The organism is Nocardia sp. NPDC050799 (assembly GCF_040654015.1).
Lineage (GTDB): Bacteria > Actinomycetota > Actinomycetes > Mycobacteriales > Mycobacteriaceae > Nocardia.
Map to the genome: position 1 here is coordinate 43153 of NZ_JBFAHF010000011.1, position 26617 is coordinate 69769.

A 26617-nucleotide genomic window follows, 5' to 3' on the forward strand; every position below is an offset into this window, starting at 1 on the left:
ATCTATCCGCCGGGCAGATTCAGTGACTGAGAATCTTGCCCAGGAAGTCCTTGGCACGATCGGACTTCGGTGCGCTGAAGAATGTCTCCGGGTCGGTGTCCTCGACCACCTGGCCGTCGGCCATGAACAACACCCGATCGCCGGCACGGCGGGCGAAGCCCATCTCATGGGTTACCACCAGCATGGTCATGCCCTCTTTGGCCAGCGAGACCATCACATCGAGGACTTCGTTGACCATCTCGGGGTCGAGAGCCGAGGTCGGCTCGTCGAACAGCATCACCTTGGGGTTCATGGCCAGGGCCCGGGCAATGGCGACGCGCTGCTGCTGACCGCCGGAGAGCTGGGCGGGATACTTGTCGGCCTGGTTGGCGATACCGACCCGCTCCAGCAGTTCCATGGCGTGCCGGCGGGCCTCGTCCTTTTTGGTTCCGCGAACTTTCATCGGCGCGAGCATGACGTTGTCCACGATCGTCTTGTGCGCGAAGAGGTTGAACGACTGGAAGACCATGCCGACATCGGCGCGCAGGGCGGCGAGGGCGCGACCCTCGGCCGGCAGCGGCACGCCGTCGACGCTGATCTCGCCCGAATCGATCGGCTCCAGCCGGTTGATGGTGCGGCAGAGCGTCGATTTCCCGGAGCCCGACGGTCCGAGCACGATCACGACCTGCCCACGGGGCACCTCGAGGTTGATATCGCGCAGCACGTGCAGGGCACCGAAGTGCTTGTCGACGGCGCGAAGGGTGATCATGGGCACAGCAGTAATGTCGCCGGCCGCCTCTGGCGTGTCGGCGTCGGTGTCGGTCATGGAACTGACCTTAAGCCGAAATTTCGGTTTTGCGAGCCTTTCGGCGACACTCCCCGGCGCCACACCGAGCCGAAATTCGGGTTTAACCCGGTGGTCATCCGCTGTAATCCGTTCGCTCGGCCGGGATTTGCCCGCCGCGGGGCGGACGGGGAGATACCGGCGGACCGGTCGGCCGATTCCCCATATGTGGGAAGTGCCACGGCGGGCGCACCCTCTGCGCGCCGTCGCGGGTGGGCCGGGCCCGGCCGTCGTGGCGGGAGGTGCGGATCTGCTGGGAAACGCCCCGACGGCGGCCCGTACCCTGGACGCGTGGATTCGATCGGACAGGTAGCGCTCCCCACCCGGTTCGAGTCGGCCGGCGCGCGCAGTTACGAGGTCCGCACCTTCGGTTGCCAGATGAACGTGCACGATTCCGAACGCTTGTCCGGCCTGCTCGAGGATGCGGGCTATCGGAAGGCCGCGCCCGGCGCGACGGCCGATCTGGTGGTCTTCAACACCTGCGCGGTACGGGAGAATGCGGACAACAAGCTCTACGGAACCCTTGGCCATCTCGCGCCGGTCAAGGCATCCCGACCCGGTATGCAGATCGCGGTCGGCGGCTGCCTGGCCCAGAAGGACCGCGACTCGGTCCTGAGCCGGGCGCCCTGGGTGGACGTGGTGTTCGGTACCCACAACATCGGTTCGCTGCCGGTGCTACTGGAACGCGCCCGGCACAACGACGAAGCCCAGGTCGAGATCCTGGAATCGCTCGAGGCGTTCCCCTCGACCCTGCCCGCGCGCCGGGAATCGGCGTACGCGGGGTGGGTGTCGATCTCGGTCGGCTGCAACAACACCTGCACCTTCTGCATCGTGCCCGCCCTGCGCGGCAAGGAAGTGGACCGTCGCCCCGGTGATGTGCTGGCCGAGGTGCAGGCGCTGGTGGACCAGGGTGTGCTGGAGGTGACGCTGCTCGGGCAGAACGTCAACGCCTACGGTGCCTCCTTCGCCGACCCCGAGCAGCCCCGCGACCGCGGCGCGTTCGCCAAACTGCTGCGGGCCTGCGGCGGGATCGAGGGCCTGGAACGGGTGCGCTTCACCTCACCGCACCCGGCGGAGTTCACCGACGATGTGATCGAGGCGATGGCCGAGACCCCGAACGTCTGCCCGCAGTTGCACATGCCGCTGCAGTCGGGTTCGGACCGTGTGCTGAAGGCCATGCGCCGGTCCTACCGGCAGGCCCGCTATCTGGGGATCATCGAGAAGGTGCGGGCGGCGATGCCGCATGCGGCGATCACCACCGATATCATCGTCGGTTTCCCGGGGGAGACCGAGGAAGACTTCCAGCAGACCCTCGACGTGGTGCGGCAGGCCCGGTTCACCAGCGCCTTCACCTTCCAGTACTCCCCGCGACCGGGCACTCCGGCCGCGGAGATGGCCGATCAGGTCCCCAAGAAGGTGGTCCAGGAGCGCTACGACCGGCTGATCGCGCTGCAGGAGCAGATCTGCGTGGAGGCCAACCACGCCCTGATCGGCACCGAGGTAGAACTGCTGGTCGCCGACGGCGCGGGCAAGAAGAACGCCGCGACCGCCCGGATCAGCGGGCGGGCCCGGGACGGGAGACTGGTGCATTTCCGGCCCGACGGGGCCGGCGCGCCGATCCGGCCGGGCGACCTGGTCACCGTCGAGGTGACCGGTGCGGCACCGCATCACCTGGTCGCGGACTCGGGGATCCGGGCGCATCGCCGGACCCGGGCCGGTGACGCGCACGAGGCCGGTACCACGCCGAAGACCGCGCCGATCGGTGTCGGGCTCGGGCTGCCGCGGATCGGGGCGCCCGCACCGGAGCCGGTCGCCGCGGGTTGTGCCACCGGATGCGGGACATGAGCGGGACCGGCGACGACGACCGGCGCGACGAGGATCGCGCGGCGGAGGATGCGCGGGACGCGACCCCGCCGGCACCCGACGCGCCGACTCCGGGAGACCGATCAGGCGAGGGAAACGAGGACCAGGTGAATCCGGCCGAGACCGAGCAGTTCGAAGAATTCCGCGAAGACCTCGACGCGGTGGAGCGCCGGATCGCGGGTGAGATCGACCCGGGTGCACGCGCCATGGTGGTGGCCGGTGCGGTGTTCCTGCTGCTGCTGTCGCTGGTGTTGCCGCATACCGGCGGCGCGCGCGGTTTCGATGTGCTGCTCGGTTCCCAGGCGGCGGCGGCCGAACACATCGGGTTGCCGTCGCGGATCTTCGTCTGGTTCGTACTGATCTTCGGAATCGGTTTCTCGCTGCTGGCACTGATGACCCGGCGCTGGGTGCTCGCGTGGGTCGCGGTGGCCGGATCGGCGATCGCCAGTGCGTTCGGGGTGTTCTCGATCTGGCACCGGCAGACTCCGGGCCTGAACAATTATGTGGGGTCCGGGCCCGGTATCGGTTTGGTGCTGGGCACCCTGGCGATCATGGTGCTGACCTTTCACTGGGTGAAGGTCGTCTGGAGCCGGACCGCGTTGCAACTGGCGGCCGAGGAACAGCGGCGGCTCGCCGCGGCCCGCGAGGAGGAGCGGCAGCGGCGCGATCGGTTCGGCAAGGACTGACTTCCGCGCACGCGGGCCGTCCGCCGCGACCGGGGCCACGACGGACGGATCGCTGATCGCGGGGCCGATCAGAGGTTGCTGACCGCGCCCTCCGCCGCGTCGGCCCATTCCCGCCACTGCTGTGCCTGCGCGAGAGCCTTCTCCGCATCGCGAGTTTTACCGGCGGCGGTGGCCTTGGCCGCCTGCTCCTCGAACTGGGCGACCCGCTCCCGGAACTGCGCGGCCCGAGCCAGCGCCTCCGGGTCGGTGCGGCGCCACTGGGCGTCGGCGGCCTGCCTGACACGCTTCTCGATGGCACGCAAGCGGCCTTCGAGATCGTGCATCCGCTCCCGGGGAACCTTGCCGACGGCGTCCCAGCGTTCCTGCAGATCGCGCAGTGCGGCCCGGGCGCCTTCCAGATCGGTATCGGGATCGATGGCCGGTTCGTAGCTGCTCAGCAATTCTTCCTTGGCGACCGCGTTGTCGGAGAACTCGGCGTCACGTTCGGAGGCCGCCGCGTTGCGCGCGGCGAAGAAGACGTCCTGGGCGCTCTTGAACCGGCGCCACAGGGCCTCGTCGGCTTCCCGGGGTGCCCGGCCCGCGTTCTTCCATTCCACCAGCAGTTCCCGGAACACCGCCGCGGTGCCGGGCCAATCGGTGGACTCGGCCAGTTCCTCGGCCTGGACACAGAGTTCTTCTTTGCGGGTCTTGGCCGCGGCCCGTTCCCGATCCAGTTCGGCGAAATGAGCGCCGCGGCGACGGTTGAAGGCCTCCCGGGCCTTGGAGTACCGGCGCCAGAGGGCGTCGTCGACCTTGCGGTCCACTCCGCGGATGGTCTTCCACTCGTCGAGAATTTCGCGCAGCCGGTCGCCGGCGGCCTTCCACTGAGTGGATTCGGCGGCGATCTGTTCGGCTTCGGCCGCCAGCGCCTCCTTGCGCTCGGTGTGCTCGTGCCGGGTGCGCTCCTTCTCCTCCTTCGCGTGGGCGGCCGCCTCGTCGGAGTGTTCGGCGATCGCGCGGAGCCGGGCGGCCAGGCCCTCGATATCGCCGATCACCGCGGCCGTCGGCAGCGTTTCGGCGAGGGCGAGGGCAGCGGCCTTGGTCTTGCGGGCATCGGTGCCGGCGGCCAGCCGCGCCTCCAGCAGGGCGACCTCGGTGGCCAGGTCGTCGAAACGGCGGCCGAAATGCGCCAGCCCCTCGGCGGCGTCCCCGGCCTGCCAGGAACCGATGATCCGCTCGCCGTCGGCGGTCTTGACCCAGGCGGTGCCATCCTCGTCGACCCGGCCCCAGGCGCTGGGGTCGGTGGCGCTGGGTACGACCACCGGATGCGGGTGTTCGGTGGCGGGCCCGAACGTTTTCATAGCGGCCGGGGTGGGGTGCGCCTCGCCGGGTTTGGGACGGTTACCGGGCTTGGGAGCGCTGGACGGGCGACCGGGCTTGCCCGGGCCGGGTTTGGCGGTTCCGTTGCTGTGGGTCATTGCTCCTCGTCCCTGCCGCGCGTCACGGCTGCCTGGTTTACGCGCTGCGCATGCTGGCTATGCTCTGCTCATTCTGGCTACGCCCGCTGATTCTGGCTATGTCTGCCCGTCTCGGCCGTGCTGGGGTCGACGGGTCGTGCGTTGCCCGTGCGGCCGCACGTTCCACCATTCAACCCGGCCGCACTTCCGGTAACCACACCGCCGACAGCGGCGGCGACCAGCCGGACCTGCGGATCCGGACCTGTCGGACCTGGTCCGGATACTTCGCACCCTAGCAATTGCCACCCGGTTTCCGGGAGAGACACTCGTACCGCGGGCGGGGCGCGGCGCTGCCGGAGAACCGGCCGCGTCCCTGGTCGGCGGGTACGGGCTACGGTTGACGGCGTGTTCTGTCTAGCGGCTCTGATCCCCTCGCCGCCCGTCCTCGTCCCCGAGTTGTGTGGCGGCGCGCCGGTGGCCGGTGGAGGTTCGGCTCCCCAACCGGCCGGTGCGCCGGGCGGGGCGCAGCCGGAAGCAGCGGTGAACGAACTCCGCGCGGCCGTGCTCGCCGTGGGGGCGGCCCTGGCGGAGGCGACACCGCACTGGACCGTGCTCGGGGTCGGGCCCACCGAGCAGACCTACGACGCCGATACGACGGGTACCTTCCGCGGCTTCGGTGTGGATGTGCGGGTGAGTCTGGGTGGACCGGGTGCGGAGACGACCGGGGACCCGGACCTGCCGCTGGCGGTCCTCGTCGCCGGCTGGCTGCGCGCGGCGGTGGCCCCGCACGTGCCGGCGCCGGCACGGGTGCTCGCCGCCGATACGCCGGTGCGCAAGTGCGCGGAGTTCGGTGCGAAGTTGCGCGCCGAACTCGACGCCGAGGACGAGCCGCAGGGGGTGCTGGTGGTCGCCGATGGCGCCGCGACCCTGTCCACCGCCGCCCCCGGATATTTCGATCCGCGGTCGGCGCCGCTGCAGACCGCGGTCGACCGGGCGGCCGGGGCGGGCGATGCGGAGGCCCTGCTCGCCCTGGACCCCACCCTGTGTGCCGACCTGATGCTGTCCGGCCGCGCCGCCTACCAAGCGCTCGCCGGGCTCTTCGCCGTCGACACCGCGGCCCCGCTGGCGACCGAGCGGTATCGGGGCGCGCCCTTCGGCGTCGGCTGGTTCGCCGGCCTGTGGCGGCCGGCCGCCGTGGCTCGGTGAGCGGGGGCCCGCGCCCGGTCGCGGTGGTCGGACCGACCGCGACCGGTAAAACGGATCTCGCTCTCGACCTGGCCGAACAGCTCGGCGGTGAGATCGTGAACATCGATGCGATGCAGCTGTACCGAGGTATGGACATCGGCACCGCGAAACTGCCGCCGGACCAGCGGCGCGGGATCCCGCACCATCAGCTCGACGTCCTCGATATCACCGAAACGGCGACCGTCGCGGCGTACCAGGCCGCCGCATCCGCCGATATCGAGGCGATCATGGCCCGCGGCCGGGTACCCGTGGTGGTCGGCGGTTCGATGATGTACGTCCAGGCGCTGCTCGACCAGTGGGAGTTCCCGGCCACCGATCCCGCGGTCCGGGCGAAATGGGAAGCGGTGCTGGCCGGGCAGGGGGTGGCCGCCGTGCACGAAGCGCTGCGCCGGGCCGACCCGGCCGCCGCCGCCACCATCCTGCCGACCGACGGCCGCCGGATGGTGCGCGCGCTCGAGGTCGTCGAACTCACCGGACGGCCCTTCGCGGCGTCCGCGCCGGCGATCGGTGCGCCGCGCTGGAATACCCGCATCCTCGGGGTGGACCGCGAGACTGCCGAACTGGACGAGCGGATCGCCCGGCGTACCGCGGCGATGTTCGAGCAGGGCCTGATGGAAGAGGTGCGCGGGCTGGTGGACCGCGGGCTGCGTGCGGGGCAGACCGCGCGCCGAGCCATCGGCTACGCCCAGGTGCTGGCCTGTCTCGACGGCGAGTACGACGAGGCGCAGGCGCGCGAGCGCACCTTCATCGGGACTCGCCGCTACGTCCGGCGGCAGCGGTCCTGGTTCCGGCGTGATCGCCGGGTGCGCTGGGTGGACGGCGCCGCCCCGGACTCGACCGCGACCGCCCTGACGCTGCTGGCAGACTCTGCGGTGTCCCATCCTCCGGCGCCCGGTCCGCGGGCATCCGATCGCCTACCCGAGGAGCGAACCCGCTCGTGACCCGGCAGATCCATCGCCGCAACGCCGCTGTCCAGGTGTGGACGGCCTATTTGGACAATCGCGCCAAACGTCATCGGGACAGCCGCTTCCTGGTGCACGGGGTCCGGCCGATCACGCAGGCGCTCGCGCACGACTGGCCGCTGGAAACCCTGCTGTACCGCCTGGGTGATCCCGGGTTGTCCGCGTGGGCGCGCGAGATCCTGGAGACGAGTGCCGTGCCCGCTGTCGGATTGGCGCCCGAGCTGATGGCCGACCTGGGCGAGAAGACGGGTGGGCCGCCCGAACTGGTGGCGGTGGCGGAGTGCGCCGGTGGCGACCTGACCGGCTACGAACTGGGCGAGCCAGGGGAGGCGCCGCCCGTGGTCGTCGTCTTCGACCGGCCGAATTCGCCCGGGAACCTCGGCACCGTGATCAGGTCCGCCGACGCGTTCGGTGCGTCGGCGGTGGTGGTCGCCGGGCACGGCGCCGACCAGTACGACCCGCGCTGCGTCCGGGCCTCGACCGGATCGCTGTTCGCGGTCCCGGTCTTCCGGGTGCCCGGCCCCGCCGAGGTACTGGAGTTCCGGGACCGGCAGGTGGCGCGCGGTGTGCCCACCCGGATCGTGGGGACCGACGAGAACGGCGAGTGCGCGATCTTCGACGAGGATCTGATCGACGCCACGATTCTGGTCGTCGGTAACGAGACCAGCGGTATGAGTGCCGCCTGGCTGGCGGCCTGCGATCGGACGGTCACCATTCCGATGGGCGGCAGTGCCAGTTCGCTGGGGGCGCCGTCGGCCGCGGCCGTGGCACTGTACGAAATTTCCCGGCAGCGCCGGACGTTTGCCCGGTGAGAACAGTGGACGAGGAGACCCGAACCGACGTGCAGAACAGCCCCGACGTGCAGAACAGCCCCGACGTGCAGGAGAGTCCTGACGTGCCGCAGAGTCGGAACGGCAAGGACGTGGAGTTCACCAAGGGCCACGGCACCCAGAACGATTTCGTGGTGCTGCCCGATCCGGAGGTACGGCTCGACCTGACCGTGTCCCGGGTGGCCGCGTTGTGCGACCGGCGCCGCGGGCTCGGCGCCGACGGTGTACTGCGCGTGGCCCGGGCGGGCGAGTTGCTCGCCGCGGGAGTACTCGGCGGATACCCCGAGGGTGTGGGCCCGGGCGATTGGTTCATGGACTACCGCAATGCCGACGGTTCGATCGCGGAGATGTGCGGGAACGGGGTGCGTGTCTTCGCGCACTATCTCGTGGCCCGCGGTCTGGCCGACGGCGCGGAGTTCGTGGTGGGCAGCCGGGCCGGGGCGCGCCCGGTTGTCGTGCATTCGGCCGGGGCGGTCGCGGGGGAGGTGACCGTCGATATGGGTCCGGTGCGGGTGCTCGGCGCCTCGACCGCCACGGTGGCCGGGTGGGGATACCCCGGACTCGGTATCGATGTCGGCAACCCGCATCTGGCGTGCGTCGCGGATCTGTCGGCCGGTGCGCTGGCCGAACTGGATCTCACGGCGCCTCCCGGATACGACCCCGATTTGTTCCCGCGAGGCGTGAATGTCGAGATCCTGACCGGGCTCGATGCCGAAAGCACGGTCGATATGCGGGTCTACGAGCGCGGCGTCGGCGAGACCCGCTCATGCGGCACCGGAACCGTCGCCGCGGCCGCCGCGGCCTTGGCGGCCGACGGGTTCGACCTCGCGGACGGGACCGGCGAGGTCGGCGTCCGGATTCCGGGCGGGGAAGTGCGCGTCGGGGTGGCCGCAGGCGCGGCGTGGCTGCGCGGGCCCTCCGAACTGCTCGCCACCGGCCGGCTCGCCGCGCGGTGGTGGGACGCGCTGTAGCGGCGTCCGGGCGGAAAAATCATATGCGCCGACCAGCGCATCAGTGGCAGCATGGATGGTGTATGAGAAATTCTGACATTTCCGGGACCACGAAGTCCCCTGAATCGTTCGACGCGCACTCGCCGGAGACAGATCCGGGCGTCACCGTCGACGATATCGACTCGGGCGAATCCGAGGCGAACGGAGCCACGCCGAGTACGCGGCGCGCCGGCTGGTCCAGCGATCCGACCACCGGCGAATTGCAGCTGGACGAGCGGAGCGCGCTCCGCCGTATCGCGGGTCTGTCCACCGAGCTCACCGATATCACCGAGGTCGAGTACCGACAGCTGCGACTGGAGCGTGTCGTGCTGGTCGGGGTGTGGACCGAGGGCAGTGTGGCGCGGGCCGAGGCGAGTATGGCCGAACTGGCCCGGCTCGCCGAGACCGCCGGGTCCGAAGTGCTCGAGGCCCTGATCCAGCGGCGCGACCGGCCCGATCCCGCGACCTATATCGGATCGGGCAAGGCCGAGGAACTGCGGGCGGTGGTGCTGTCCACCGGCGCGGACACTGTGATCTGCGACGGTGAGCTCACCCCGGCGCAGCTGACCGCGCTGGAGAAGGTAGTCAAGGTCAAGGTGGTCGATCGGACCGCGTTGATCCTGGATATCTTCGCCCAGCACGCCACCTCCCGCGAAGGTAAGGCGCAGGTCGCGCTGGCCCAGATGGAGTACATGCTGCCCCGGCTGCGCGGCTGGGGTGAATCCATGTCGCGGCAGGCGGGCGGCCGGGCCGGCAGCAACGGTGGTGTGGGTCTGCGCGGCCCCGGTGAGACCAAGATCGAAACCGATCGGCGGCGGATCCGGGAGCGGATGGCCAAACTGCGCCGCGAGATCCGGGAGATGAAGACCGCTCGCGACACCAAGCGCGCGCGGCGCACCTCCAGCGGGGTGCCGTCGGTGGCCATCGTGGGCTACACCAACGCCGGAAAATCGAGCCTGATGAACGCGCTCACCGGCTCGGGTGTACTGGTACAGGACGCGCTGTTCGCCACCCTGGACCCCACCACCCGTCGCGCCGAATTGGAGGACGGCCGCGAGGTGGTGTTCACCGATACCGTCGGCTTCGTCCGCCACCTGCCGACCCAGCTCGTCGAGGCGTTCCGCTCCACCCTGGAAGAGGTCACCGGTGCCGATCTGCTGCTGCATGTGGTGGACGGCTCCGACGCGCTGCCCGCCGAGCAGATCAAGGCGGTCCGGGAGGTCGTCACCGAGGTGATCCGGGAATCGGGACAGCCCGCGCCGCCCGAACTGCTGGTGGTCAACAAGATCGACGAGGTCGATCCGGTGGAGCTGACCCGGCTGCGCGGCATGCTGCCCGGCGCCGAATTCGTGTCTGTGCACAAGGACCTCGGTATCGACCGGTTGCGTACCAGGCTTGACGAGGTTCTCGGCGGGCTGGATGTGGAAGTGAGCGTACTTCTTCCGTATACTCGCGGCGATCTGCTCGCCAGAATCCATGCCGACGGCAGGATTTCGCGATCCGAGCACACCGAGAACGGCACCCGTGTCCAAGCGCGCGTACCGAGTGCGCTGGCAGCGGCGCTTTCCGGCTACGCCAACGCGGGCACTGCTTCGGCGTGACCGGCGGGAGCGCACCCCGCGCGAGCTGATCTAGGTCGCGAAAATGTGGGACATTGCATAACCCTGTGGGATATCGATCCATGTTGATTCACAATCGGCATGAATCGACCTCAGGAGGGTTTTATGTCACAGAATGGCCGCACCGCTCTCGGCGGCGACGACCGACAGCGCAGAGCGCTGATGGACCGAACCGGGCTCAGTGACGGCGCGCCGGTATCGGTCGAGCTGAGTGCGATCGACCTCCGGGTCCTGGAGGCGGCCCTGGCGCCGCTCCGGGCCTGGAGCAGTCCCCGTTTCTTCGGTTTGGACAACATCCCCGCCGAGGGGCCGGTGCTACTGGTCGCCAATCACAACCTGCTCGGCTTGATCGACGCGCCGTTACTGTTACCGGAAGTGTTCCGTACGCGCGGCCGGTTGATCCGCGGTCTCGCCGAGAATCTGCTCATCTCCGTTCCGGGTGTGCGGCACCTGCTGCACTACTACGGGTCGGTGCGCGGGACCCGGGACAATTGCCGGACGCTGCTCGACCAGGGCGAGGTGGTTCTCGTCTTTCCCGGTGGGGGCCGGGAGGCGATCCGCCGCAAGGGAGAGAAGTACGCGCTGCGGTGGGAGGGCCGCACCGGCTTCGCGCGGATGGCGATCGAATGCGGTGCGCCGATCGTGCCGGTGGCGATGATCGGAATCGACGATGCCTACGACATCGTCGCCGACAAGGACGACCGGTTGCTGCGGCCGCTGCGGCTGCTGGTCGAATCGCTCGGCCTCCATACCGAGCTCACCCCGCCACTGGTACGCGGTATCGGTCTCACGCCGACTCCGCGTCCCGAACGGTTCTATTTCACCGCCGGAACGCCCATCGATACCGGGCCGTGGCGGGACACCGGCGATATCGACGAGGCCGCCGAGCAGCTCGCACAGGTGGTGCAGAAGGCGGTACGGGAGGAACTGCTGTTCCTGCTCGGACATCAGACCGTCGACCGCGGCCGCACGCTCGGTGGGCGGTTGCGCGAACTGCTGCCCGTCTAGGGGCGGGTCCGCCGGGTGAATGGCAAGGCGGTGCGACTACTGGGCGTGGGAGGGGAGCACCAGGTAATTTGGACAGTGAAGTGAACACCGATTCACACTCCGGGTACGGTAGGTCACAGTGACGGGCCGGCGCGGTCCCGTCCGGAGTGTTCACTAGGAGGTTGGTGTGGAGCGCACACTGTTCGAGCCCGAGCACGATCTGTTCCGGGAGTCGTACCGCAAGTTTCTGGAGACGCATGTGGCGCCGTTCCACGACCAGTGGGCGGAACAGGGCGTCGTGGATCGTTCGGTCTGGCTCGAGGCCGGTAAGCAGGGCTTCCTGGGTATGGCGATGCCGGAGGAGTACGGCGGCGGCGGAGTGAAGGATTTCCGATACAACTCCATCATCACGGAGGAATCGGTACGCGGACAGTACTCCGGCCTCGGCTTCGGCCTGCACAACGACGTCATCGCGCCGTACCTGCTGGAGCTGGCCAATGAGGAGCAGAAGCAGCGCTGGCTGCCGAAGTTCTGTTCCGGTGAGCTCATCACCGCCATCGCCATGACCGAGCCCGGCACCGGTTCGGACCTGCAGGGCATCAAGACCCGCGCGGTCCGCGACGGTGACGACTGGGTTCTCAACGGTGCCAAAACCTTCATCACCAACGGCATCAACTCCGATATCGTCATCGTGGTCGCCCAGACCGACCCCTCGGCCGGCGCCCTGGGCTTCAGCCTGCTGGTGGTGGAACGTGGGATGCCGGGCTTCGAACGGGGCCGCAACCTGGACAAGCTGGGCCTGAAGGCGCAGGACACCGCCGAACTCAGCTTCAGCGATGTCCGGGTCCCCGCCGCCAACCTGCTCGGTGAAGAGGGCAAGGGCTTCATCCACCTGATGCAGAACCTCCCACAGGAGCGGCTGTCGATCGCGGTGATGGCGGCCGCGGCGATGGAAACCTGCCTGGACTACACCTGCCAGTACGTCCGTGACCGCAAGGCCTTCGGTAAGCCGATCGGCGCCCTGCAGAACACCCGGTTCGTGCTCGCCGAACTGGCCACCAAGGCCACGGCCGTACGGGTGCTGGTCGACCGGTGCATCACCGAACTCAACGCGGGCACCCTCTCGGCCGAGGATGCCGCCATGGCCAAATGGTGGAGCACCGAGGAGCAGGTCGAGCTGATCGACCGCTGCCTGCAGTTGCACGGCGGTTACGGCTATATGCGCGAATATCCGATCGCCCAGGCGTACCTCGACGCGCGTGTGCAGACGATCTACGGCGGCACCACCGAGATCATGAAGGAGATCATCGGGCGGTCGCTGAAACTGTCCTGACCGGCTGAAGTTCGAGGGCCCGGTAGGGTCCTCGCCCCTTCTGCGTTCCTCTCCGGGGCGCCGGCCGGAAACCGAAATACCTGTACCCGTCGGGGTACAGGTATTTTCAGTCTGCCCGACCCGGCCCGCTGATCAGCGGGAGGTCCAGGGTCGTGCGGATACCCGGTGCGGCGGCCACCACCGCGGGGACCGCGTTGACCACCCGCATGGCTGTGGCCACCAGTCCGGCGTGGTTGTGGTCGCCGTTGTCGCTGGACAGGCAGAGGTCCATGGCGTAGTTGGGCTCGCCGGTGATCTCGACGCGGTACGAGCCGCCCTGCTGGGCCGGCCGGGGCCACTCGGGCGCCAGATCCGCGCGCGTCCGGGTGATGTGCTCCAGCACCGTGACGACTCGGTCGCCGACCATCCCACGGACCTCGAAGCGCATGGCCGCGGTGGTACCGGCCGCGACCGTGCCCGCCGCGATCTCGATATCCTCGGGTGCGGGAATCCGCTCGTGTGTTTCGGTGACCGTGTCGAGTTCCACGCCCAGCCCGGCCGCCAGCTGGCGCACCACGCTGCCCCAGGCCAGCGAAAGCACCCCGGGTTGCAGGAGCATGGGGGTCTCGTCCAGGGGTTTGCCGAATCCCATGATGTCGAACATCACCGTGGCATTGTCGTAGGTCGCGTAGCCGAGGATCTCCATACAGCGGATCTGATCCACTCGCCGGCAGGTGCCGGCCAGCGCCAGCGGCAGCAGATCGTTGGCGAAGCCGGGGTCGATTCCGTTGACGAACAACGAGGCACCGCCCGCGGCGGCGGCATCCTCGATCGGGGCGAGCATATCCGGCGGCAGCACCTGCCAGGGGTATTGCAGGAAGACCGGGGCGCTCGCGACGATATTCACGCCGGCGGCCAGAATCGTGCGCAGATCCGCGAGCGCCTCGACGAGCCGATTGTCTGTCATCGCCGTGTAGACCACGCAATCCGGTTTCGCGGCCAAGAGCGCGGCGGCGTCGGTGGTGGCCAGGATGCCGGTGCGGGTATCGGACCCGGCGAGTTCCCCGGCGTCGCGGCCTTCCTTGGCGCTGCCCGACACCTTGACGCCGACCAGTTCGAGCCGAGGATCGTCGATGATCCCGGCCAGGGCGTGGCGGCCGACATTACCGGTGCCCCAGTGCACTACGCGGTACGTCACAGCTGTCTCCTCACAGATCCGGAATGGGGATATCGAGATTCGGGGCGATCAGGCCGCCGTCGGTCTCGATCACTTTCCCGGTCAGGTAGCCGCCGGCCGGGGATGCCAGGAACAGCGCGGTGGCCGCGATATCGGCGGGGTCGCCGATCCGGCGCAGCGGGGTCGCCTTCTCCAGGGCGCCGCGCAGGGTGTCGTCGGCGGCGACGACCTCGAGTGCGGAGGTCGCGATGGAGCCGGGCGCGATGGCATTGACCCGGATGCGCGGGCACAGATCCATGGCGGCCAGCCGGGTGTAGTGCGCGAGCGCGGCTTTGGCCGTGCCGTAGGCGGCGAACGCGCGACCGGGAAGCCGGCCCATCGTCGAGGTGATGTTGATGATCGACCCACCGTCGGCGGTGTCCAGCATGATCGGTACGGCAGCCCGGACCAGGGCGTGGGCATTGGCGACATTGAAGCCGAAGGCCCGGGTCAGGGCGTCGGGCGTGGTGTCCAGCAGTGGGGTGGGCAGGGCGCCACCGACATTGTTCACGACGATGTCGAGCCGCCCGAACTCCGCCGACGCGGTCTCGGCGAGGGCAGCGCAGGCCGCGGGATCGGCGAGGTCGGCGACCACGATACGGGCCCGCCGCCCCGCCCGGCGGATCTGCTCGGCCACCGCGGTCAGGTCGGATTCGGTGCGGGCGGCGATCACGACGTCGGCTCCCGCCTCGGCGAAGCCGAGGGCGATGGCCGCGCCGAGTCCGCGCCCGGCCCCGGTCACGATGGCGACCCGGTCGTCGAGTCGGAACCGGTCCAGAATCATGGCGCCTCCCGAAGTATGCTGATGTCGACTATTCGACGTTGCGTTATCGAATAGTCGATGCAGTGTAGATCCCGGGAGACCGGGCGACAAGGGAGCATCGGATATGGCGACGGCCGGGTCCCCACCGACACGCCGGGTGGTGGCGGTGGTCGAACTGCTCGCGGAATCGGAGCGGGCGCTGACCGTTTCGGAGATCGCCGAACGTCTGGAACTGGCCCGGGCGACGGTCACCGCGGTACTCACCGAGTTGTGCGAGGCGAATTGGGTGGTCCGGGACGCGAGCCTGGCCTACCGGCGCGGACCGGCGCTGGCCCGCCTCTCACCCGCCGAACCCGTGGGCGCGGCCGTCGCAGTGGGTGCCGAGCTCGCGGCGCTGGCCGAGGCCGCCGGTTGCGGAGCCACCCTGAGCCGCATCTCCGACGACCGGCTCACCATCGTCGCCAAACAGTATGCGGGTGCGCGGATAGTGCCGGGCTTGGCCGTGGGGCAGTCGGTTCCGGTCGTCTACCCCGCGGGGGCCGCGGTGATGCCGTGGCGGACCCCCACCGAACGGCAGCGCTGGCTGGCGACGACGCATGGGCGGCCCGGGGCGTCGGAGCTGCTCGACTTCGTCACCGCGCACGGATTCGCCATGTTCCGGCCCGAAGCCGACGACGCCGGGCTCGTGGATCTGCTGACCGAACTGCTCGGCGCGCTCGGCGCCGAACTCCTGCAGCCGAAGTTGCGGGTCGAGGCGCTGCGCCAGCTGGGCCGGTTGACCGCACGCGCGTACACCGAGGCCGATATCCGCACCCGGCACCCGCTGCCGCTCAGCTATGTGTCCGCGCCGGTGTTCCACGGCGACGAAGCGCCCTACGAGGTCCAGCTCGGCCCGTTGCGGGCGGAGGCCGGTCCGGTGGACCGGGCCCGCTATATCGATATCGTGCGCGCGGGAGCGCGGTCGATATCGGTGGCGCTGCGGACCGCGGAGGGATGAGAGTCGCCGCCGAGCGGTGAAACCGGCGGTGCACCGATCGACGCCGGACGGCCCGGTCCTAGGAGTCGTATTCGCTCCGTAGTAGATCGGCCACAACGGCGGAAGTCCAGTGACCGGCAGCGCCCGGGCGACTGGCCAGATACCCCGCTGTCTCGGCGACCGACCATCGGTGCGCCGCACGCAACCCCGTACCGATCCGGCCGAGGTACGCGGCGGCCGGTGGGTTTCCACTGATCTCGCGCCAACGCCACGGGGCGGTCCAGGTCAGAACGGGGAGACCGTCGAATACGCCCGGACAGACCAGGGTTTCGTAGCGACCGGGGCCGAGGTGGGACCGGCCGGTGCGCACCGCCTCGCTCAGGTCGAGGTCGGTTCCGGCCGGACGGTACATCTCCTGGGCGGCGATATCGCTGAACTGCGACCGGGTCAGCAGATAGGCGCGCACCGGGAGTTCGGCGGGGGTGGCGGGGTCGTAGAAGGCGCGGCCGCCGGTCCAGACCACCGATTCGGTGGCGAAGTAGAGCAACCCGGGCAGCACCAGTGCGATCGAGCGCGCCGGCGGGGTGCGGTCGCGGCAACCCGCCGGTGCGCCCGCACTCCGCCCGGTTCCGGGCGGGCGGTGGACCGCGCCGGCGGGGCGGGTACCGGTGAGGTAGCAGCGCAAGCGTTCCGGGTCGGTATTCGAACCGTAAGCGGCATACCAGATTCGGTCCGGGACCGGCCCGGAAGCGAGTTCCGACCGCGGCCCGGCGACCACGACCTCGTGTGGTGCCATGGGCTCCTCACCGCCACCGGGAGATGGCCCGGCACCGGCGCGTGCCCGGTGCCGGTGGGGTGGCCTCAGATCTTGCGGATCACGGTGACGACCTTGCCGAGAATGCGCGCGTCGTTACCCGGAATCGGTTCGAAATGTGGATTGTGCGGCATCAGCCAGACGTCCTTGCCGCTGCGTTTGAACGTCTTCACGGTCGCTTCGCCGTCCAGCATCGCCGCGACGATATCGCCGTTGTCGGCCACGTTCTGCTGCCGGACCACCACCCAGTCGCCGTCGCAGATGGCGGCGTCGACCATGGATTCGCCGACCACCTTCAGCAGGAACAGCGAACCGTCGCCGACCAGTTCGCGGGGGAGTGGGAACACGTCTTCCACCGCCTGTTCCGCCAGGATCGGTCCACCGGCGGCGATTCGTCCGAGCACCGGTACATAGGTCGGGATCGGCTGATCGGTATCGCCCGCCGCGTCGGATGCGGCCGCGGTATCGGCGGGGGGCAGGGTCGTCACCGAGCGGACCGCCTCGTCCATTCCACGGACATCCACGGCCCGGGGACGGTTGGGGTCGCGGCGTAGATACCCCTTGCGCTCCAGGGTGCGCAGCTGATGCGCGACCGAGGAGGTGGAGTTCAGGCCGACCGCGTCACCGATCTCGCGGATGCTGGGCGGATAGCCGCGCAGACTCACCGAGGAACGGATGACCTCGAGTACCTTGCGCTGACGCACGGTGAGACCCGCACCGGTCGTCCCCGGTTCGGTGCCGGGGCCGGCCCCGGCACCCGTGTCGTCTGATTGGCTCACCACAACCGCCCTTTCTCGTCGGTCTCCGGCCCGGTGACCGCCGTCCCGGCAGACGGCCCGGACCGGTTGTGCCCGAGGTTTGATGTCGTGCAGTGAATCTAGTCGGCGCTCTCCGATCTATCAAACATCTGTTCGAGGTATGTCCGGCGTTGCTACTGACATTATCCCTCCGGCGTGGTAGAAATCGAACATCAGTTCGTCGAACATTTGATCGAATACCGCCATTGGTTCCGCGAGCAACCAGCACGGAGGTCTATCCGATGAACACCGCCATCAGCGTGACCGGCACCGGCACGCGGGAAGACGTCACCGTCCGGGTGCGGCCCGGTCCGGTCCCGCCGGGGGAGACCGGAACGACCCGCCCGGACGAGGGCGGGTTGCCGGGTCCGGACACGCGGCGGCCCGATCCGCCCCGCCCGTGGGCCGCGACGCCGCACCGGGGCGGGGCGCACGGGTACCACCCGGTTGTCCGGCCGCCGGCACCGGTGGTGCGCCGCGGGCCGGCGGTGATGCCACGGTCCCGGCCGCCCGAGCCCGGCGATCTGGTCGAGCGGGCCCAAGCCGGTTATGCGGCGACGGCCCTGACCGCCGTGATCACCGCGACGGTGGTGGTCGCCTTCCTCGCGCTGGCGCATATGCGGGCCCCGGATCCGGCGCCCGGGCCGGCGCTGCCCGGAATTCCGGCCGCATCGGTGCCCGGTCCGGCCGCCGACGCGCCCGGGCGCCGGTAGCGTGTCGGCGGCGTGTGTGTCCGGACCAGGGGTGAGCGCGCGCACGGCACACCCCGTACCGGTATCCTCGATGTGTTATGCACTCGAGCCGGTGCGTGTGAACGGCCCACCCGTACCCGGGCACCGGCCCGGTACCCGCGCTCGCCGGACCCGCGACCGGCGCCGGTTCGGCCGCGAGCGTTCGCAGCGACGAAGGACCCCGGATGCACTGCCCGTACTGCCGACACCCCGACTCCCGGGTCGTCGACTCGCGACTGGCCGACGAGGGCGCCGCCATTCGCCGCAGACGCTCCTGCCCGGAATGCGGCCGTCGTTTCACCACGGTGGAGACCGCGATCCTGTCGGTGGTCAAACGCAGCGGGGTCACCGAGCCGTTCAGCCGGGAGAAGGTGATCCGCGGGGTCCGGCGCGCCTGCCAGGGCCGCGAGGTCGACGACGACGCGCTGAACCTGCTGGCCCAGCAGGTGGAGGACGCGGTCCGGGCCAAGGGGGCACCGGAAGTGCCGAGTCATGAGGTCGGCCTGGCGATTCTCGGGCCGCTACGCGAACTGGACGAGGTGGCGTATCTGCGTTTCGCCTCGGTCTACCGATCCTTCACCTCCGCCGAGGATTTCGAACGAGAGATCCGGGATATGCGGCAGGCCCGGGCAGCGGTCGGCCCCGGGGACTGATCGGGCGGACTCAGCGGCGCACGGCCGCGATCGCCTTCTGGATCCGCTGGGTGGAGACCGGATACGGCGTGCCCACCTTCTGGGCGAACAGGCTCACCCGCAACTCCTGGATCATCCACCAGATATCGGTGACGTCGGGTGCGTTCCGCCGCGGCTCCGGTAGCCGGGCCAGCAGCTGGTCGTAGGCGGCCAGTGCGGCATCCACGTCCATCATCGCCCGGCGGTCGCGTACCGCGGACCCGGGCAGGGCCGTGAGCCGGGCTTGCGCCGCACGGAGATACCGGGGCAGTTCCCGCAGCCGGGCCGGACCCCATTCGGCGACGAACCCGTCGAACAGCAGCTCCGCCAGCTGATCCCGCACATCCTCGGCGATATCGGCTTCTCGGACACCGTTCAACGCAGTCGACACCTCGTGCGCCGCGGCCAGGACCGGCACGACCAGCCGGACGATCCGGGTGACCACCTCGTTCAGCTTCGGCCGCAGCGCCGCCACCAGACGCTCGAAATCCGCGGGGTCGCGGACGGGTCCGCCCGCGGCGCCGATGAGCTGGTCGGCGGCCGCGGCGCGGCAGTCCTGGACCAGCGCGTCGACCGACCCGTACGGGTTCTGGCTGAGAACCAGCCGATCCGCGGGGGACAGGCCCGCGGTGACGCCGCGCACCGAGGTGGGGATGGCGTTGAGCAGCAGCGCCCGGGTTCCGGCCCGCATGGCCCGGGCCTGTTCGGCGGGCGAGGTGAGCACGCGGACCGCCACTCCGCCGGCCTCCGGGACCAGCGCAGGATAACCGGTGATGGTCTGGCCGCCCACTTCCCGGCGCACCGTGGCGTCCAGGGTGCCCAGGGATTCCGAGGTCCACACGGTGGCGGGGGCACGTTCGGCGTTGGCCGTGGCCGCGGCCACCGAGGCGGAGACCTGATCGGCCAGGCGGGTCCGCAGCTGCGCCAGACTCTTGCTGGTGGTCAGCACGCGGCCGTCGGTATCGGTGGCGGCGAAGGTCATTCGGAGGTGCTCGGGAAGCGCGGCCGGGTCCATATCGCCGGGGGCGATCGGCGTGGCCGCCAAGCGGGTCAGCTCCCGGGCCAGCCCGGTCCGCAGCGGTTCGGCCCGCGGGGTGAGGACGCGCAGGGCGGCGGCCGCGAAATCCGGCGCGGGGACCACCGTGCGCCGCAACTGTTTCGGCAGTGTCTTGATCAGCGCCGCGGCCAGTTCCGCGCGCATGCCCGGCACCAGCCAGTCGAATCCGACCGCGCGGACATGAGCCAGCTGCGCCACCGGAATGCGCACGGTCACACCGTCGTCGGCCTGGCCCGGTTCGAATTGGTAGGTGAGCGGGAAGGACAGCTCGCCCTGGCGCCAGGCGTCCGGGAAATCCGTGGGGTCCAGCCGGTTCGCGTTCTCGTTCACCACCGTCTCGGTCGTGAAATCGAGTTGGTGGGGATCCTGCCGGCGGGCCGTCTTCCACCAGGTGTCGAAATGACGGACCGAGACGATATCAGCGGGGATCCGGCGGTCGTAGAACTCGAAGAGCACCTCGTCGTCGACGAGGATGTCCCGGCGGCGGGCGCGGTGCTCGAGATCGGCGATATCGTCGAGCAATGCCCGGTTGCGATGGAAGAACTCGTGCCGGGTCTGCCATTCGCCCTGTACCAGGGCGTGCCGCAGGAACAGTTCCCGCGAGACGTCGGGGTCGATACGTCCGTAGTCGACCGGCCGGCCGGTCACCAGGGGGACACCGTAGAGGGTGACGCGTTCGTAGGCCCGGGCGGCGCCGCGTTTGGACGACCAGTGCGGTTCGGAATAGATACGCTTGACCAGATCCCCGGCGAGCCGTTCTGCCCATTCGGGTTCGACACGGGCGGTGATCCGGCCCCACAGGCGTGAGGTCTCCACCAGTTCCGCGGCCATCACCCAGCGCGGCGGTTTCTTGGCCAGCGAGGAACCCGGGAAGATCATGAACTTGGCGTTACGGGCGCCGAGGAACTCCCGGGACTCGGCTTCCCGGACCCCGATATGCGACAGCATGCCCGACAGCAGCGCCTGGTGGACGGCGGTCGCGTCCCACGGATCGGTGTCCGGGGTCATCTCCTCGACCGGCCGAGGCGCCGCGGTGCCGGTCCGTACGGGCTCGGCGGCTTCCCGTTCCGGCTTCACACCGTGGGGTCCGGGTCCGCGCCGCGGACCGTTCTCGGAGCGTGCGGAGCGGGAATCCTTCGCCTCGGGCTCGGCGGCCGGTTCGTGCAGTGACCAGCCCATGCCCTTGGTGATGGTACGCAGCTGGCCGTACAGGTCCTGCCATTCGCGGATCCGCAGGTAGTGCAGGAACTCCTCGCGGCACATCCGCCGAAAACGGTTCGCGGACAGTGCCCGCCGCTGCCCCGTGAGGTACTCCCACAGGCGCAGGTACGCCAGGAAATCCGAATTCGGCACGGTGAACCGGGCATGTTTCGCGTCGGCGGCCTGCTGCTGATCGACCGGCCGTTCGCGAACGTCCTGGATCGACAGGGCGGCCACGATCACCAGCATTTCGGCCAGACAGCCGTTGCGGTGGGCCTCGACGAGCATCCGGCCCATTCGCGGGTCCACCGGCAGACGCGCCATCTCCCGGCCCGTCGGCGTGAGGATGGGGCCCGATTCGGCCCGGCGGCGCCTCCGGCCCGCTCCGGCCTCGTCGTGGTCCGCGGGATCCGCTTCCCGGGCGCCGGGTTCCGGGGCCGCCACCGGCGGGCGCGGTGCGCCGCGGGTGAGGGCGCCCAGCTCTTCCAGCAGGGCGACACCGTCGCGGACCGCGCGCTGGTCCGGCGCCTCCACGAACGGGAACCGTTCCATCTCGCCCAGCCCGAGCGCGGTCATCTGCAGGATGACCGCGGCGAGGTTGGTACGCAGAATTTCCGGCTCGGTGAACGCCGGACGGGATTCGAAATCGTCCTCGGAGTACAGGCGGATGCAGATACCGTCGGCGACGCGGCCGCAGCGCCCGGACCGCTGCCGTGCCGAGGCCTGCGAATTCGATTCGATCGGCAGCCGCTGCACCTTCGTTCGCATCGAATAGCGGGAGATCCGGGCGGTCCCGGGATCGACCACATAGCGGATACCCGGCACGGTGAGCGAGGTCTCGGCGACATTGGTGGCCAATACCACCCGCCGGCCGGTGTGCGGGGCGAACACCCGGTGCTGTTCGGCCGCGGACAGGCGGGCGTACAGCGGCAGGATCTCGGTCCGGGAGAGTTTCAGCTCCGCGAGCGCGTCGGCGGTATCGCGGATCTCCCGTTCACCGGAGAGGAACACCAGCACATCGCCGTCGCCTTCGGCGAAGAGTTCGGTGACCGCCGCGCAGATCGCATCGACCGGGTCGCGGTCGACCGGCCGGTGATCTTCTTCCTCGTCGTCCTCCTCCGGAGCCGGTAGGGCCAGCGGCCGGTACCGGATCTCCACCGGGTACGACCGGCCGGAGACCTCCACGATCGGCGCCGGATTGCCCGCGGCGTCGGCGAAATGCCGGGCGAACAGTTCCGGATCGATGGTGGCCGAGGTGATGACGATCTTCAGATCCGGCCGCCGGGGGAGCAGCTGCTTCAGGTAACCGAGCAGGAAATCGATATTGAGACTGCGTTCGTGGGCCTCGTCGATGATGATCGTGTCGTAGGCGCGCAGCAGCCGGTCGCGCTGGATCTCGGCGAGCAGGATACCGTCGGTCATCACCTTGACCAGCGTGTGCTCGGCGGCGTGATCGGTGAACCGGACCGTATAGCCGACCGCGTCGCCCAGCTCGGTCCCCAGTTCCGTGGCGATCCGCTCGGCGACCGTGCGCGCCGCCAGCCGGCGGGGCTGGGTGTGCCCGATCGCCCCGCGGATACCCCGGCCCAGCTCCAGGCAGATCTTCGGGATCTGGGTGGTCTTACCGGAGCCGGTTTCCCCGGCCACCACCACGACCTGATGGGCGGCGATGGCCGCGGCGATATCGCCGCGGCGCCCGGTGACCGGCAGCTGCTCGGGATACGTGATCGCCGGTACCGCCGCCCGCCGGGCCGCGATCCGTTCCGCGGCCGCCGTGATTTCGGACTCGATCCGGGACAGGTCGCCGCCGCGCACTCGATCCAGTTGCCGGTGCAGCCGGTGTTCGTCGCGGAGGGTGAGAGAAGCCAACCGGGTACGAAGCTCCCGGTGCGTGACTGCGGTCCTGGTCATTGCATCGACCAGCCTATCGAAACCCGGCGTCCGGCCGGGTCGCGGCCCGGTCCGGTACCGGCGGCCGGTGGTGAAGCGGGCGGTCTCCGGCGGATCGAAGATCCCCCTGCGGCCGATCGGTCGTGCGAATATGGACGGGGTGCTTCTGCGAAAGGCGGTGCGGCATGGCCGGATTCGTACTCGACCAGGTCGGGATGCGGGCTCTGGTGGCGCTGGCGTTCGCCGGGGCGGCGCTGGTGGTGCTGGCCCGGGTGATGTTCGCCGCGCCGGTGCTCGCGACGGGGGAGCTGGAGGGTGGTGCCGCGGGCTGCGGCGGCGCGGCGCACGGCGATGACCACGAATCCGACGCCGCGCATCTGCTGATGTGCGCGGTCATGCTGGTGATGGTGCTGTTCCCCACCCGCGTGCACACCCATGCCGTGCACGGTGTGCTGCTCGCGATGACGCTGGTGTTCACCCTGCTGCTGGGCGACCGGCTCGTGCGCTGGTACCGCGATGCGTATCCACGGGCGGGGCAGCGTGCGGCGGCCATCGGGTATCACCTGGTCGCGGCCGCGGTGATGCTGTTCATGATGGCGGGACACGGTGGTGGCGGGCACAGCGCGGATCCGGGGCCGGCCGCTGTCTTCGCCGCTCTGTTCCTGGCGGACGCCGTCGTGGTGCTGGTCTCGGTGCGCAGCGGGCGAGCGCGCTGGTGGGCCGCGCATCCGGTCGCGCCGGCCGCGGGCCGCGGACTGCCCGTCGCCGTGCTGCCGCATCTCGTCATGGATCTCGGTATGGCCTATATGCTGCTGGCCTGACCGGCGGCCCGGCCGCGCGGCACCGTCGAGATACGGACGTGTTCGGGAGCGAGCGCCGCGCGCAGCAGCTCGGCCACCGCACCGGCACTGTCCGCGGCGGCACCACAGGTGAACACATCGACGAAGATGTCCCCGGTCTCCGGATAGGTGTGCAGTGAGGCATGCGATTCGGCCAGCAGTGCCAGCACGGTCACCCCGTGCGGGACGAACTGTTTGCCGACGATCTCGCAGACGGTCACCCCCGCGGCGGACAGCGCGTGCCGCAGCACGGCCTCGAGCCGCTCGAGATCGTCGCACAGCGCCCGATCCACCCCACCGAACTCGGCCAGCACGTGCCGGCCGCTGAATTCCGGCGCCACCTTCGGCCTCATCCGCTCGCGACGGTACCCGGGATCACCCCGACACCACCGTGACCTCGTCGAAGACCACATCACCGGCCGCGTCCGATTCGGCCAGGTCGATCGTGGCGAGCAGCGCCCAGCCGTGATCGCCCGCCGGATCGTGGAGGGTCTGGCGCACCTGCCAGAAACCGGGCTGTGTCTCGACCCGGAACAGTTGCGGGCCGCGCGCGTCGGGTCCGGTACCGATGGTGTCGTATTCGTCGAAATAGGGGCCTAGATCGGCCGCCCAGTCCGGGCCGGGGGACAGTTCCGCCAGTTCGTCCCAACGCTGCCGGGCGGCCAGTTCGACCCGGCGGAACACGGCGTTGCGCACCATCACCCGGAACGCGCGCTCGTTGGCCGTGACCGGGCGCACGCTCTCCCCGCCGAACGCGATCTGCTCGGCGTCGGTCTCCGCGCCCGCCCCGGTCAGCTGCTCCCATTCGTCGAGCAGACTGGAATCCACCTGCCGTACCAGCTCGCCCAGCCATTCGGTGAGATCGTCGAGTTCCTCGCTGCGCGCCGACTCCGGCACGGTCCGGCGCAAGGCGCGGTAGGCGTCGGCGAGGTAGCGCAGCACCACCCCTTCGGAGCGGGCGAGTTCGTAGTAGGAGATCAGTTCGGTGAACGTCATGGCCCGCTCGACCATGTCGCGCACCACCGATTTCGGTGACGGCGCGAACTCCGACAACCACGGATGCCCGGCCCGGTAGGTCTCGTAGGCGCCCTCGATCAGCTCCGCGAGCGGCTTCGGCCAGGTGACGTCCTCGAGCAGTTCCATCCGCTCGTCGTAATCGATGCCCTCGGCCTTCATCTCGGCCACGGCCTCCCCGCGCGCCTTGTGCTGCTGCGCCATCAGCAGCTGCCGGGGATCCTCGAGGGTGGCCTCGACCAGCGACACCATATCGAGCGCGTAGCTCGGCGACGCGCTGTCGAGCAGTTCGAATGTGGCGAGGGCGAACGGCGACAGCGGTTGGTCCAACGCGAAATCCCGCTGCAGGTCCACGGTGAGCCGCGCATAGCGGCCGTGCTCGTCGGGTTCGGGGAGCTGCTGTACCACGCCGGCATCACGCAGCGCACGGTACAGCCGGACAGCGCGCAGGATATGGCGGCGCTGTGCCGGTCGCGGTTCGTGATTGTCCTCCAGCAGATGCCGCATGGCCCGGAAGCAATTGCCCGGCCGCGCGATCACATTCAGCAGCATCGCGTTGGTCACCGCGAAACGCGACACCATGGGTTCGGGTGCGGCGGCGACCAGCCGGTCGAAGGTCTCCTCGCTCCACGAGACGAATCCCTCGGGTGGTTTGCGGCGCTGTACTTTGCGCAGCTTCTTCGGGTCGTCACCGGCTTTGGCCAGCAACCGGGTGTTCTCGACCTCGTGTTCGGGTGCCTGCACCACCACGGTGCCCATGGTGTCGAAACCGGCCCGCCCGGCCCGCCCCGCGATCTGGTGGAATTCCCGGGCCTTGAGCCGCCGGGTGCGCACACCGTCGAATTTGGTGAGACCGGTCAACAACACGGTGCGGATCGGGACATTGATCCCGACGCCCAGGGTGTCGGTGCCGCAGACGACCTTCAGCAATCCGTCCTGGGCGAGCCGCTCCACCAGCCGGCGATATTTGGGCAGCATCCCGGCGTGATGGACGCCGATACCGTGCCGGATGAGGCGGGAGAGAGTTTTCCCGAAACCGGACGAGAAACGGAACTCGCCCAGCGCTTCCGCGATGGCGTCCTTCTCGGCCCGGCTGGCGAAGTTCGCGCTGGTCAGCGCCTGCGCCCGTTCCAGAGCCGCGGCCTGGGTGAAATGGACGACATACACCGGAGCCTGATGAGTGGTGACCAGTTCGGTCAGCGTTTCGGTGATCGGCGTGCGCGCGTAGGAGAAATGCAGCGGCACCGGGCGTTCCGTACCCGCGACCACCGCGGCGGCGCGACCGGTACGCCGCTCGAGGTCGGCGGCGAAGAAATCGACCTCGCCCAGCGTGGCCGACATCAGCAGGAATTGCGCGCGGGGTAGCTCGAGCAGCGGCACCTGCCAGGCCCAGCCGCGGTCGGGATCGGCGTAGAAATGGAATTCGTCCATCACCACCTGCCCGATATCGGCCTCGGATCCCTCCCGCAATGCCAGATTGGCGAGGATTTCGGCGGTGGCGCAGATGATGGGCGCGGTCGGATTCACCGCGGCGTCTCCGGTCACCATGCCGACCCGTTCGGCGCCGAAAACCTCGCACAGCGCGAAGAATTTCTCACTCACCAGCGCCTTGATCGGCGCGGTGTAGTAGCTGCGCAGGCCCCGGGTCAGCGCGAAGAGATGCGCACCCACGGCGACCAGCGATTTCCCGGAACCGGTGGGGGTGGCGAGAATGACATGGGATCCGGCCGCCAGCTCCAGCAACGCCTCGTCCTGAGCCGGATAGAGCGCGGTACCCTGCTCGGCGGCCCATATCGCGAACGACTCGTACAGTGCGTCGGCGTCGGTCCCCGGTATCTCGAGCAGTTCGGTCAGATCCACCCCGGACACCCTACGGGCTGCCGCGCCCCGATCACCG

At 69.7% G+C, this 26617-nt stretch carries 22 protein-coding genes; 13 read left to right on the plus strand and 9 right to left on the minus strand.

Going from position 1 to position 26617, the window contains the following annotated elements; all coding sequences use genetic code 11:
• Positions 1-19: 19 nt before the first annotated feature.
• A complete protein-coding gene (locus tag AB0H42_RS13685) occupies positions 20-748 on the minus strand; it encodes an amino acid ABC transporter ATP-binding protein (RefSeq protein ID WP_085995427.1) in 729 nt (242 codons plus the stop codon).
• A 366-nt stretch (positions 749-1114) separates the two neighbouring features.
• Here AB0H42_RS13685 and miaB point away from each other — a divergent pair, with 366 nt between their 5' ends.
• Both miaB and AB0H42_RS13695 read left to right on the plus strand, forming a co-directional pair.
• Positions 1115-2668: a tRNA (N6-isopentenyl adenosine(37)-C2)-methylthiotransferase MiaB gene (gene miaB, locus AB0H42_RS13690; RefSeq protein WP_357054676.1), complete on the plus strand. Its 1554-nt coding sequence runs from the start codon at positions 1115-1117 to the stop codon at positions 2666-2668.
• Entirely contained in the window at positions 2665-3372 is a 708-nt protein-coding gene (locus AB0H42_RS13695) for a hypothetical protein (RefSeq protein ID WP_357054679.1), read from the plus strand. Before miaB ends, AB0H42_RS13695 begins: the two co-directional genes overlap by 4 nt.
• Positions 3373-3440: 68 nt before the next feature.
• Here the strand turns inward: AB0H42_RS13695 and AB0H42_RS13700 are convergent, their stop codons facing one another.
• The gene (locus AB0H42_RS13700; RefSeq protein ID WP_357054682.1) at positions 3441-4829 is read right to left on the minus strand and encodes a DUF349 domain-containing protein; all 1389 of its coding nucleotides are present in this window, start codon (positions 4827-4829) and stop codon (positions 3441-3443) included.
• 384 nt (positions 4830-5213) lie between these two features.
• Here AB0H42_RS13700 and AB0H42_RS13705 point away from each other — a divergent pair, with 384 nt between their 5' ends.
• From AB0H42_RS13705 to AB0H42_RS13735, 7 genes are all read left to right on the plus strand, one after another.
• Entirely contained in the window at positions 5214-6014 is an 801-nt protein-coding gene (locus tag AB0H42_RS13705) for a hypothetical protein (protein WP_357054685.1), read from the plus strand.
• Positions 6011-6994, plus strand: coding sequence for a tRNA (adenosine(37)-N6)-dimethylallyltransferase MiaA (miaA, locus tag AB0H42_RS13710; protein WP_357054688.1), 984 nt, complete (start codon positions 6011-6013; stop codon positions 6992-6994). The genes AB0H42_RS13705 and miaA overlap by 4 nt, the downstream gene beginning before the upstream one ends.
• Complete coding sequence (locus AB0H42_RS13715) at positions 6991-7827, plus strand: TrmH family RNA methyltransferase (protein ID WP_357054692.1); 837 nt, start codon at positions 6991-6993, stop codon at positions 7825-7827. The genes miaA and AB0H42_RS13715 overlap by 4 nt, the downstream gene beginning before the upstream one ends.
• Before the next feature lie 110 nt (positions 7828-7937).
• Positions 7938-8816: a diaminopimelate epimerase gene (gene dapF, locus AB0H42_RS13720; RefSeq protein WP_357055099.1), complete on the plus strand. Its 879-nt coding sequence runs from the start codon at positions 7938-7940 to the stop codon at positions 8814-8816.
• Between the two features lie 62 nt (positions 8817-8878).
• Positions 8879-10435 carry a GTPase HflX gene (gene hflX / locus AB0H42_RS13725; protein ID WP_357054695.1) on the plus strand — a complete coding sequence of 519 codons (1557 nt, stop codon included), beginning with the start codon at positions 8879-8881 and terminating at the stop codon, positions 10433-10435.
• A 123-nt stretch (positions 10436-10558) separates the two neighbouring features.
• Positions 10559-11461: a lysophospholipid acyltransferase family protein gene (locus AB0H42_RS13730; RefSeq protein ID WP_357054698.1), complete on the plus strand. Its 903-nt coding sequence runs from the start codon at positions 10559-10561 to the stop codon at positions 11459-11461.
• Between the two features lie 166 nt (positions 11462-11627).
• Positions 11628-12773 (plus strand): acyl-CoA dehydrogenase family protein, encoded by a 1146-nt coding sequence (locus AB0H42_RS13735; RefSeq protein ID WP_357054701.1) that lies wholly within the window; start codon positions 11628-11630, stop codon positions 12771-12773.
• Between the two features lie 106 nt (positions 12774-12879).
• On the opposite strand, the gene AB0H42_RS13740 is transcribed toward AB0H42_RS13735, so the two are convergent.
• Both AB0H42_RS13740 and AB0H42_RS13745 read right to left on the minus strand, forming a co-directional pair.
• Positions 12880-13950: a diacylglycerol kinase gene (locus AB0H42_RS13740; RefSeq protein ID WP_357054704.1), complete on the minus strand. Its 1071-nt coding sequence runs from the start codon at positions 13948-13950 to the stop codon at positions 12880-12882.
• Between the two features lie 10 nt (positions 13951-13960).
• Positions 13961-14752, minus strand: a complete 792-nt coding sequence (locus AB0H42_RS13745; protein WP_357054707.1) for an SDR family oxidoreductase — start codon at positions 14750-14752, stop codon at positions 13961-13963.
• Positions 14753-14855: 103 nt separating this feature from the next.
• On the opposite strand from AB0H42_RS13745, the gene AB0H42_RS13750 reads away from it, so the two are divergent.
• Positions 14856-15728 carry a helix-turn-helix domain-containing protein gene (locus tag AB0H42_RS13750; protein ID WP_357054710.1) on the plus strand — a complete coding sequence of 291 codons (873 nt, stop codon included), beginning with the start codon at positions 14856-14858 and terminating at the stop codon, positions 15726-15728.
• Between the two features lie 58 nt (positions 15729-15786).
• On the opposite strand, the gene AB0H42_RS13755 is transcribed toward AB0H42_RS13750, so the two are convergent.
• Positions 15787-16503: a histone deacetylase gene (locus AB0H42_RS13755; RefSeq protein ID WP_357054713.1), complete on the minus strand. Its 717-nt coding sequence runs from the start codon at positions 16501-16503 to the stop codon at positions 15787-15789.
• 65 nt (positions 16504-16568) lie between these two features.
• The gene (gene lexA, locus AB0H42_RS13760) at positions 16569-17300 is read right to left on the minus strand and encodes a transcriptional repressor LexA (RefSeq protein ID WP_357054716.1); all 732 of its coding nucleotides are present in this window, start codon (positions 17298-17300) and stop codon (positions 16569-16571) included.
• 260 nt (positions 17301-17560) lie between these two features.
• Between lexA and AB0H42_RS13765 the strand changes: the two genes are divergently transcribed.
• Positions 17561-18031 carry a hypothetical protein gene (locus AB0H42_RS13765; protein ID WP_357054719.1) on the plus strand — a complete coding sequence of 157 codons (471 nt, stop codon included), beginning with the start codon at positions 17561-17563 and terminating at the stop codon, positions 18029-18031.
• 203 nt (positions 18032-18234) lie between these two features.
• Positions 18235-18702, plus strand: coding sequence for a transcriptional regulator NrdR (nrdR, locus tag AB0H42_RS13770; protein WP_357054722.1), 468 nt, complete (start codon positions 18235-18237; stop codon positions 18700-18702).
• Positions 18703-18712: 10 nt separating this feature from the next.
• On the opposite strand, the gene hrpA is transcribed toward nrdR, so the two are convergent.
• Positions 18713-22888 carry an ATP-dependent RNA helicase HrpA gene (gene hrpA, locus AB0H42_RS13775; protein ID WP_357054725.1) on the minus strand — a complete coding sequence of 1392 codons (4176 nt, stop codon included), beginning with the start codon at positions 22886-22888 and terminating at the stop codon, positions 18713-18715.
• Positions 22889-23052: 164 nt separating this feature from the next.
• On the opposite strand from hrpA, the gene AB0H42_RS13780 reads away from it, so the two are divergent.
• A complete protein-coding gene (locus tag AB0H42_RS13780; protein WP_357054728.1) occupies positions 23053-23688 on the plus strand; it encodes a DUF5134 domain-containing protein in 636 nt (211 codons plus the stop codon).
• Here AB0H42_RS13780 and speD read toward each other — a convergent pair.
• Together speD and AB0H42_RS13790 are read right to left on the minus strand one after the other, a co-directional pair.
• Complete coding sequence (speD, locus tag AB0H42_RS13785; protein ID WP_357054731.1) at positions 23670-24059, minus strand: adenosylmethionine decarboxylase; 390 nt, start codon at positions 24057-24059, stop codon at positions 23670-23672. The genes AB0H42_RS13780 and speD overlap by 19 nt on opposite strands.
• A gap of 22 nt (positions 24060-24081) precedes the next feature.
• Entirely contained in the window at positions 24082-26580 is a 2499-nt protein-coding gene (locus AB0H42_RS13790) for a DUF3516 domain-containing protein (RefSeq protein ID WP_357054734.1), read from the minus strand.
• Positions 26581-26617 lie beyond the last annotated feature (37 nt).

Excerpts from the sequence above, each read along its gene's own strand:
- AB0H42_RS13685 (WP_085995427.1), bottom strand. The coding sequence starts at position 748 with ATGATCACCCTTCGCGCCGTCGACAAGCACTTCGGTGCCCTGCACGTG.
- AB0H42_RS13695 (WP_357054679.1), top strand. The coding sequence starts at position 2,665 with ATGAGCGGGACCGGCGACGACGACCGGCGCGACGAGGATCGCGCGGCG.
- AB0H42_RS13700 (WP_357054682.1), bottom strand. The coding sequence starts at position 4,829 with ATGACCCACAGCAACGGAACCGCCAAACCCGGCCCGGGCAAGCCCGGT.
- hflX (WP_357054695.1), top strand. The coding sequence starts at position 8,879 with ATGAGAAATTCTGACATTTCCGGGACCACGAAGTCCCCTGAATCGTTC.
- AB0H42_RS13730 (WP_357054698.1), top strand. The coding sequence starts at position 10,559 with ATGTCACAGAATGGCCGCACCGCTCTCGGCGGCGACGACCGACAGCGC.
- AB0H42_RS13745 (WP_357054707.1), bottom strand. The coding sequence starts at position 14,752 with ATGATTCTGGACCGGTTCCGACTCGACGACCGGGTCGCCATCGTGACC.
- AB0H42_RS13750 (WP_357054710.1), top strand. The coding sequence starts at position 14,856 with ATGGCGACGGCCGGGTCCCCACCGACACGCCGGGTGGTGGCGGTGGTC.
- AB0H42_RS13755 (WP_357054713.1), bottom strand. The coding sequence starts at position 16,503 with ATGGCACCACACGAGGTCGTGGTCGCCGGGCCGCGGTCGGAACTCGCT.
- AB0H42_RS13765 (WP_357054719.1), top strand. The coding sequence starts at position 17,561 with ATGAACACCGCCATCAGCGTGACCGGCACCGGCACGCGGGAAGACGTC.
- nrdR (WP_357054722.1), top strand. The coding sequence starts at position 18,235 with ATGCACTGCCCGTACTGCCGACACCCCGACTCCCGGGTCGTCGACTCG.
- hrpA (WP_357054725.1), bottom strand. The coding sequence starts at position 22,888 with ATGACCAGGACCGCAGTCACGCACCGGGAGCTTCGTACCCGGTTGGCT.
- AB0H42_RS13780 (WP_357054728.1), top strand. The coding sequence starts at position 23,053 with ATGGCCGGATTCGTACTCGACCAGGTCGGGATGCGGGCTCTGGTGGCG.
- speD (WP_357054731.1), bottom strand. The coding sequence starts at position 24,059 with ATGAGGCCGAAGGTGGCGCCGGAATTCAGCGGCCGGCACGTGCTGGCC.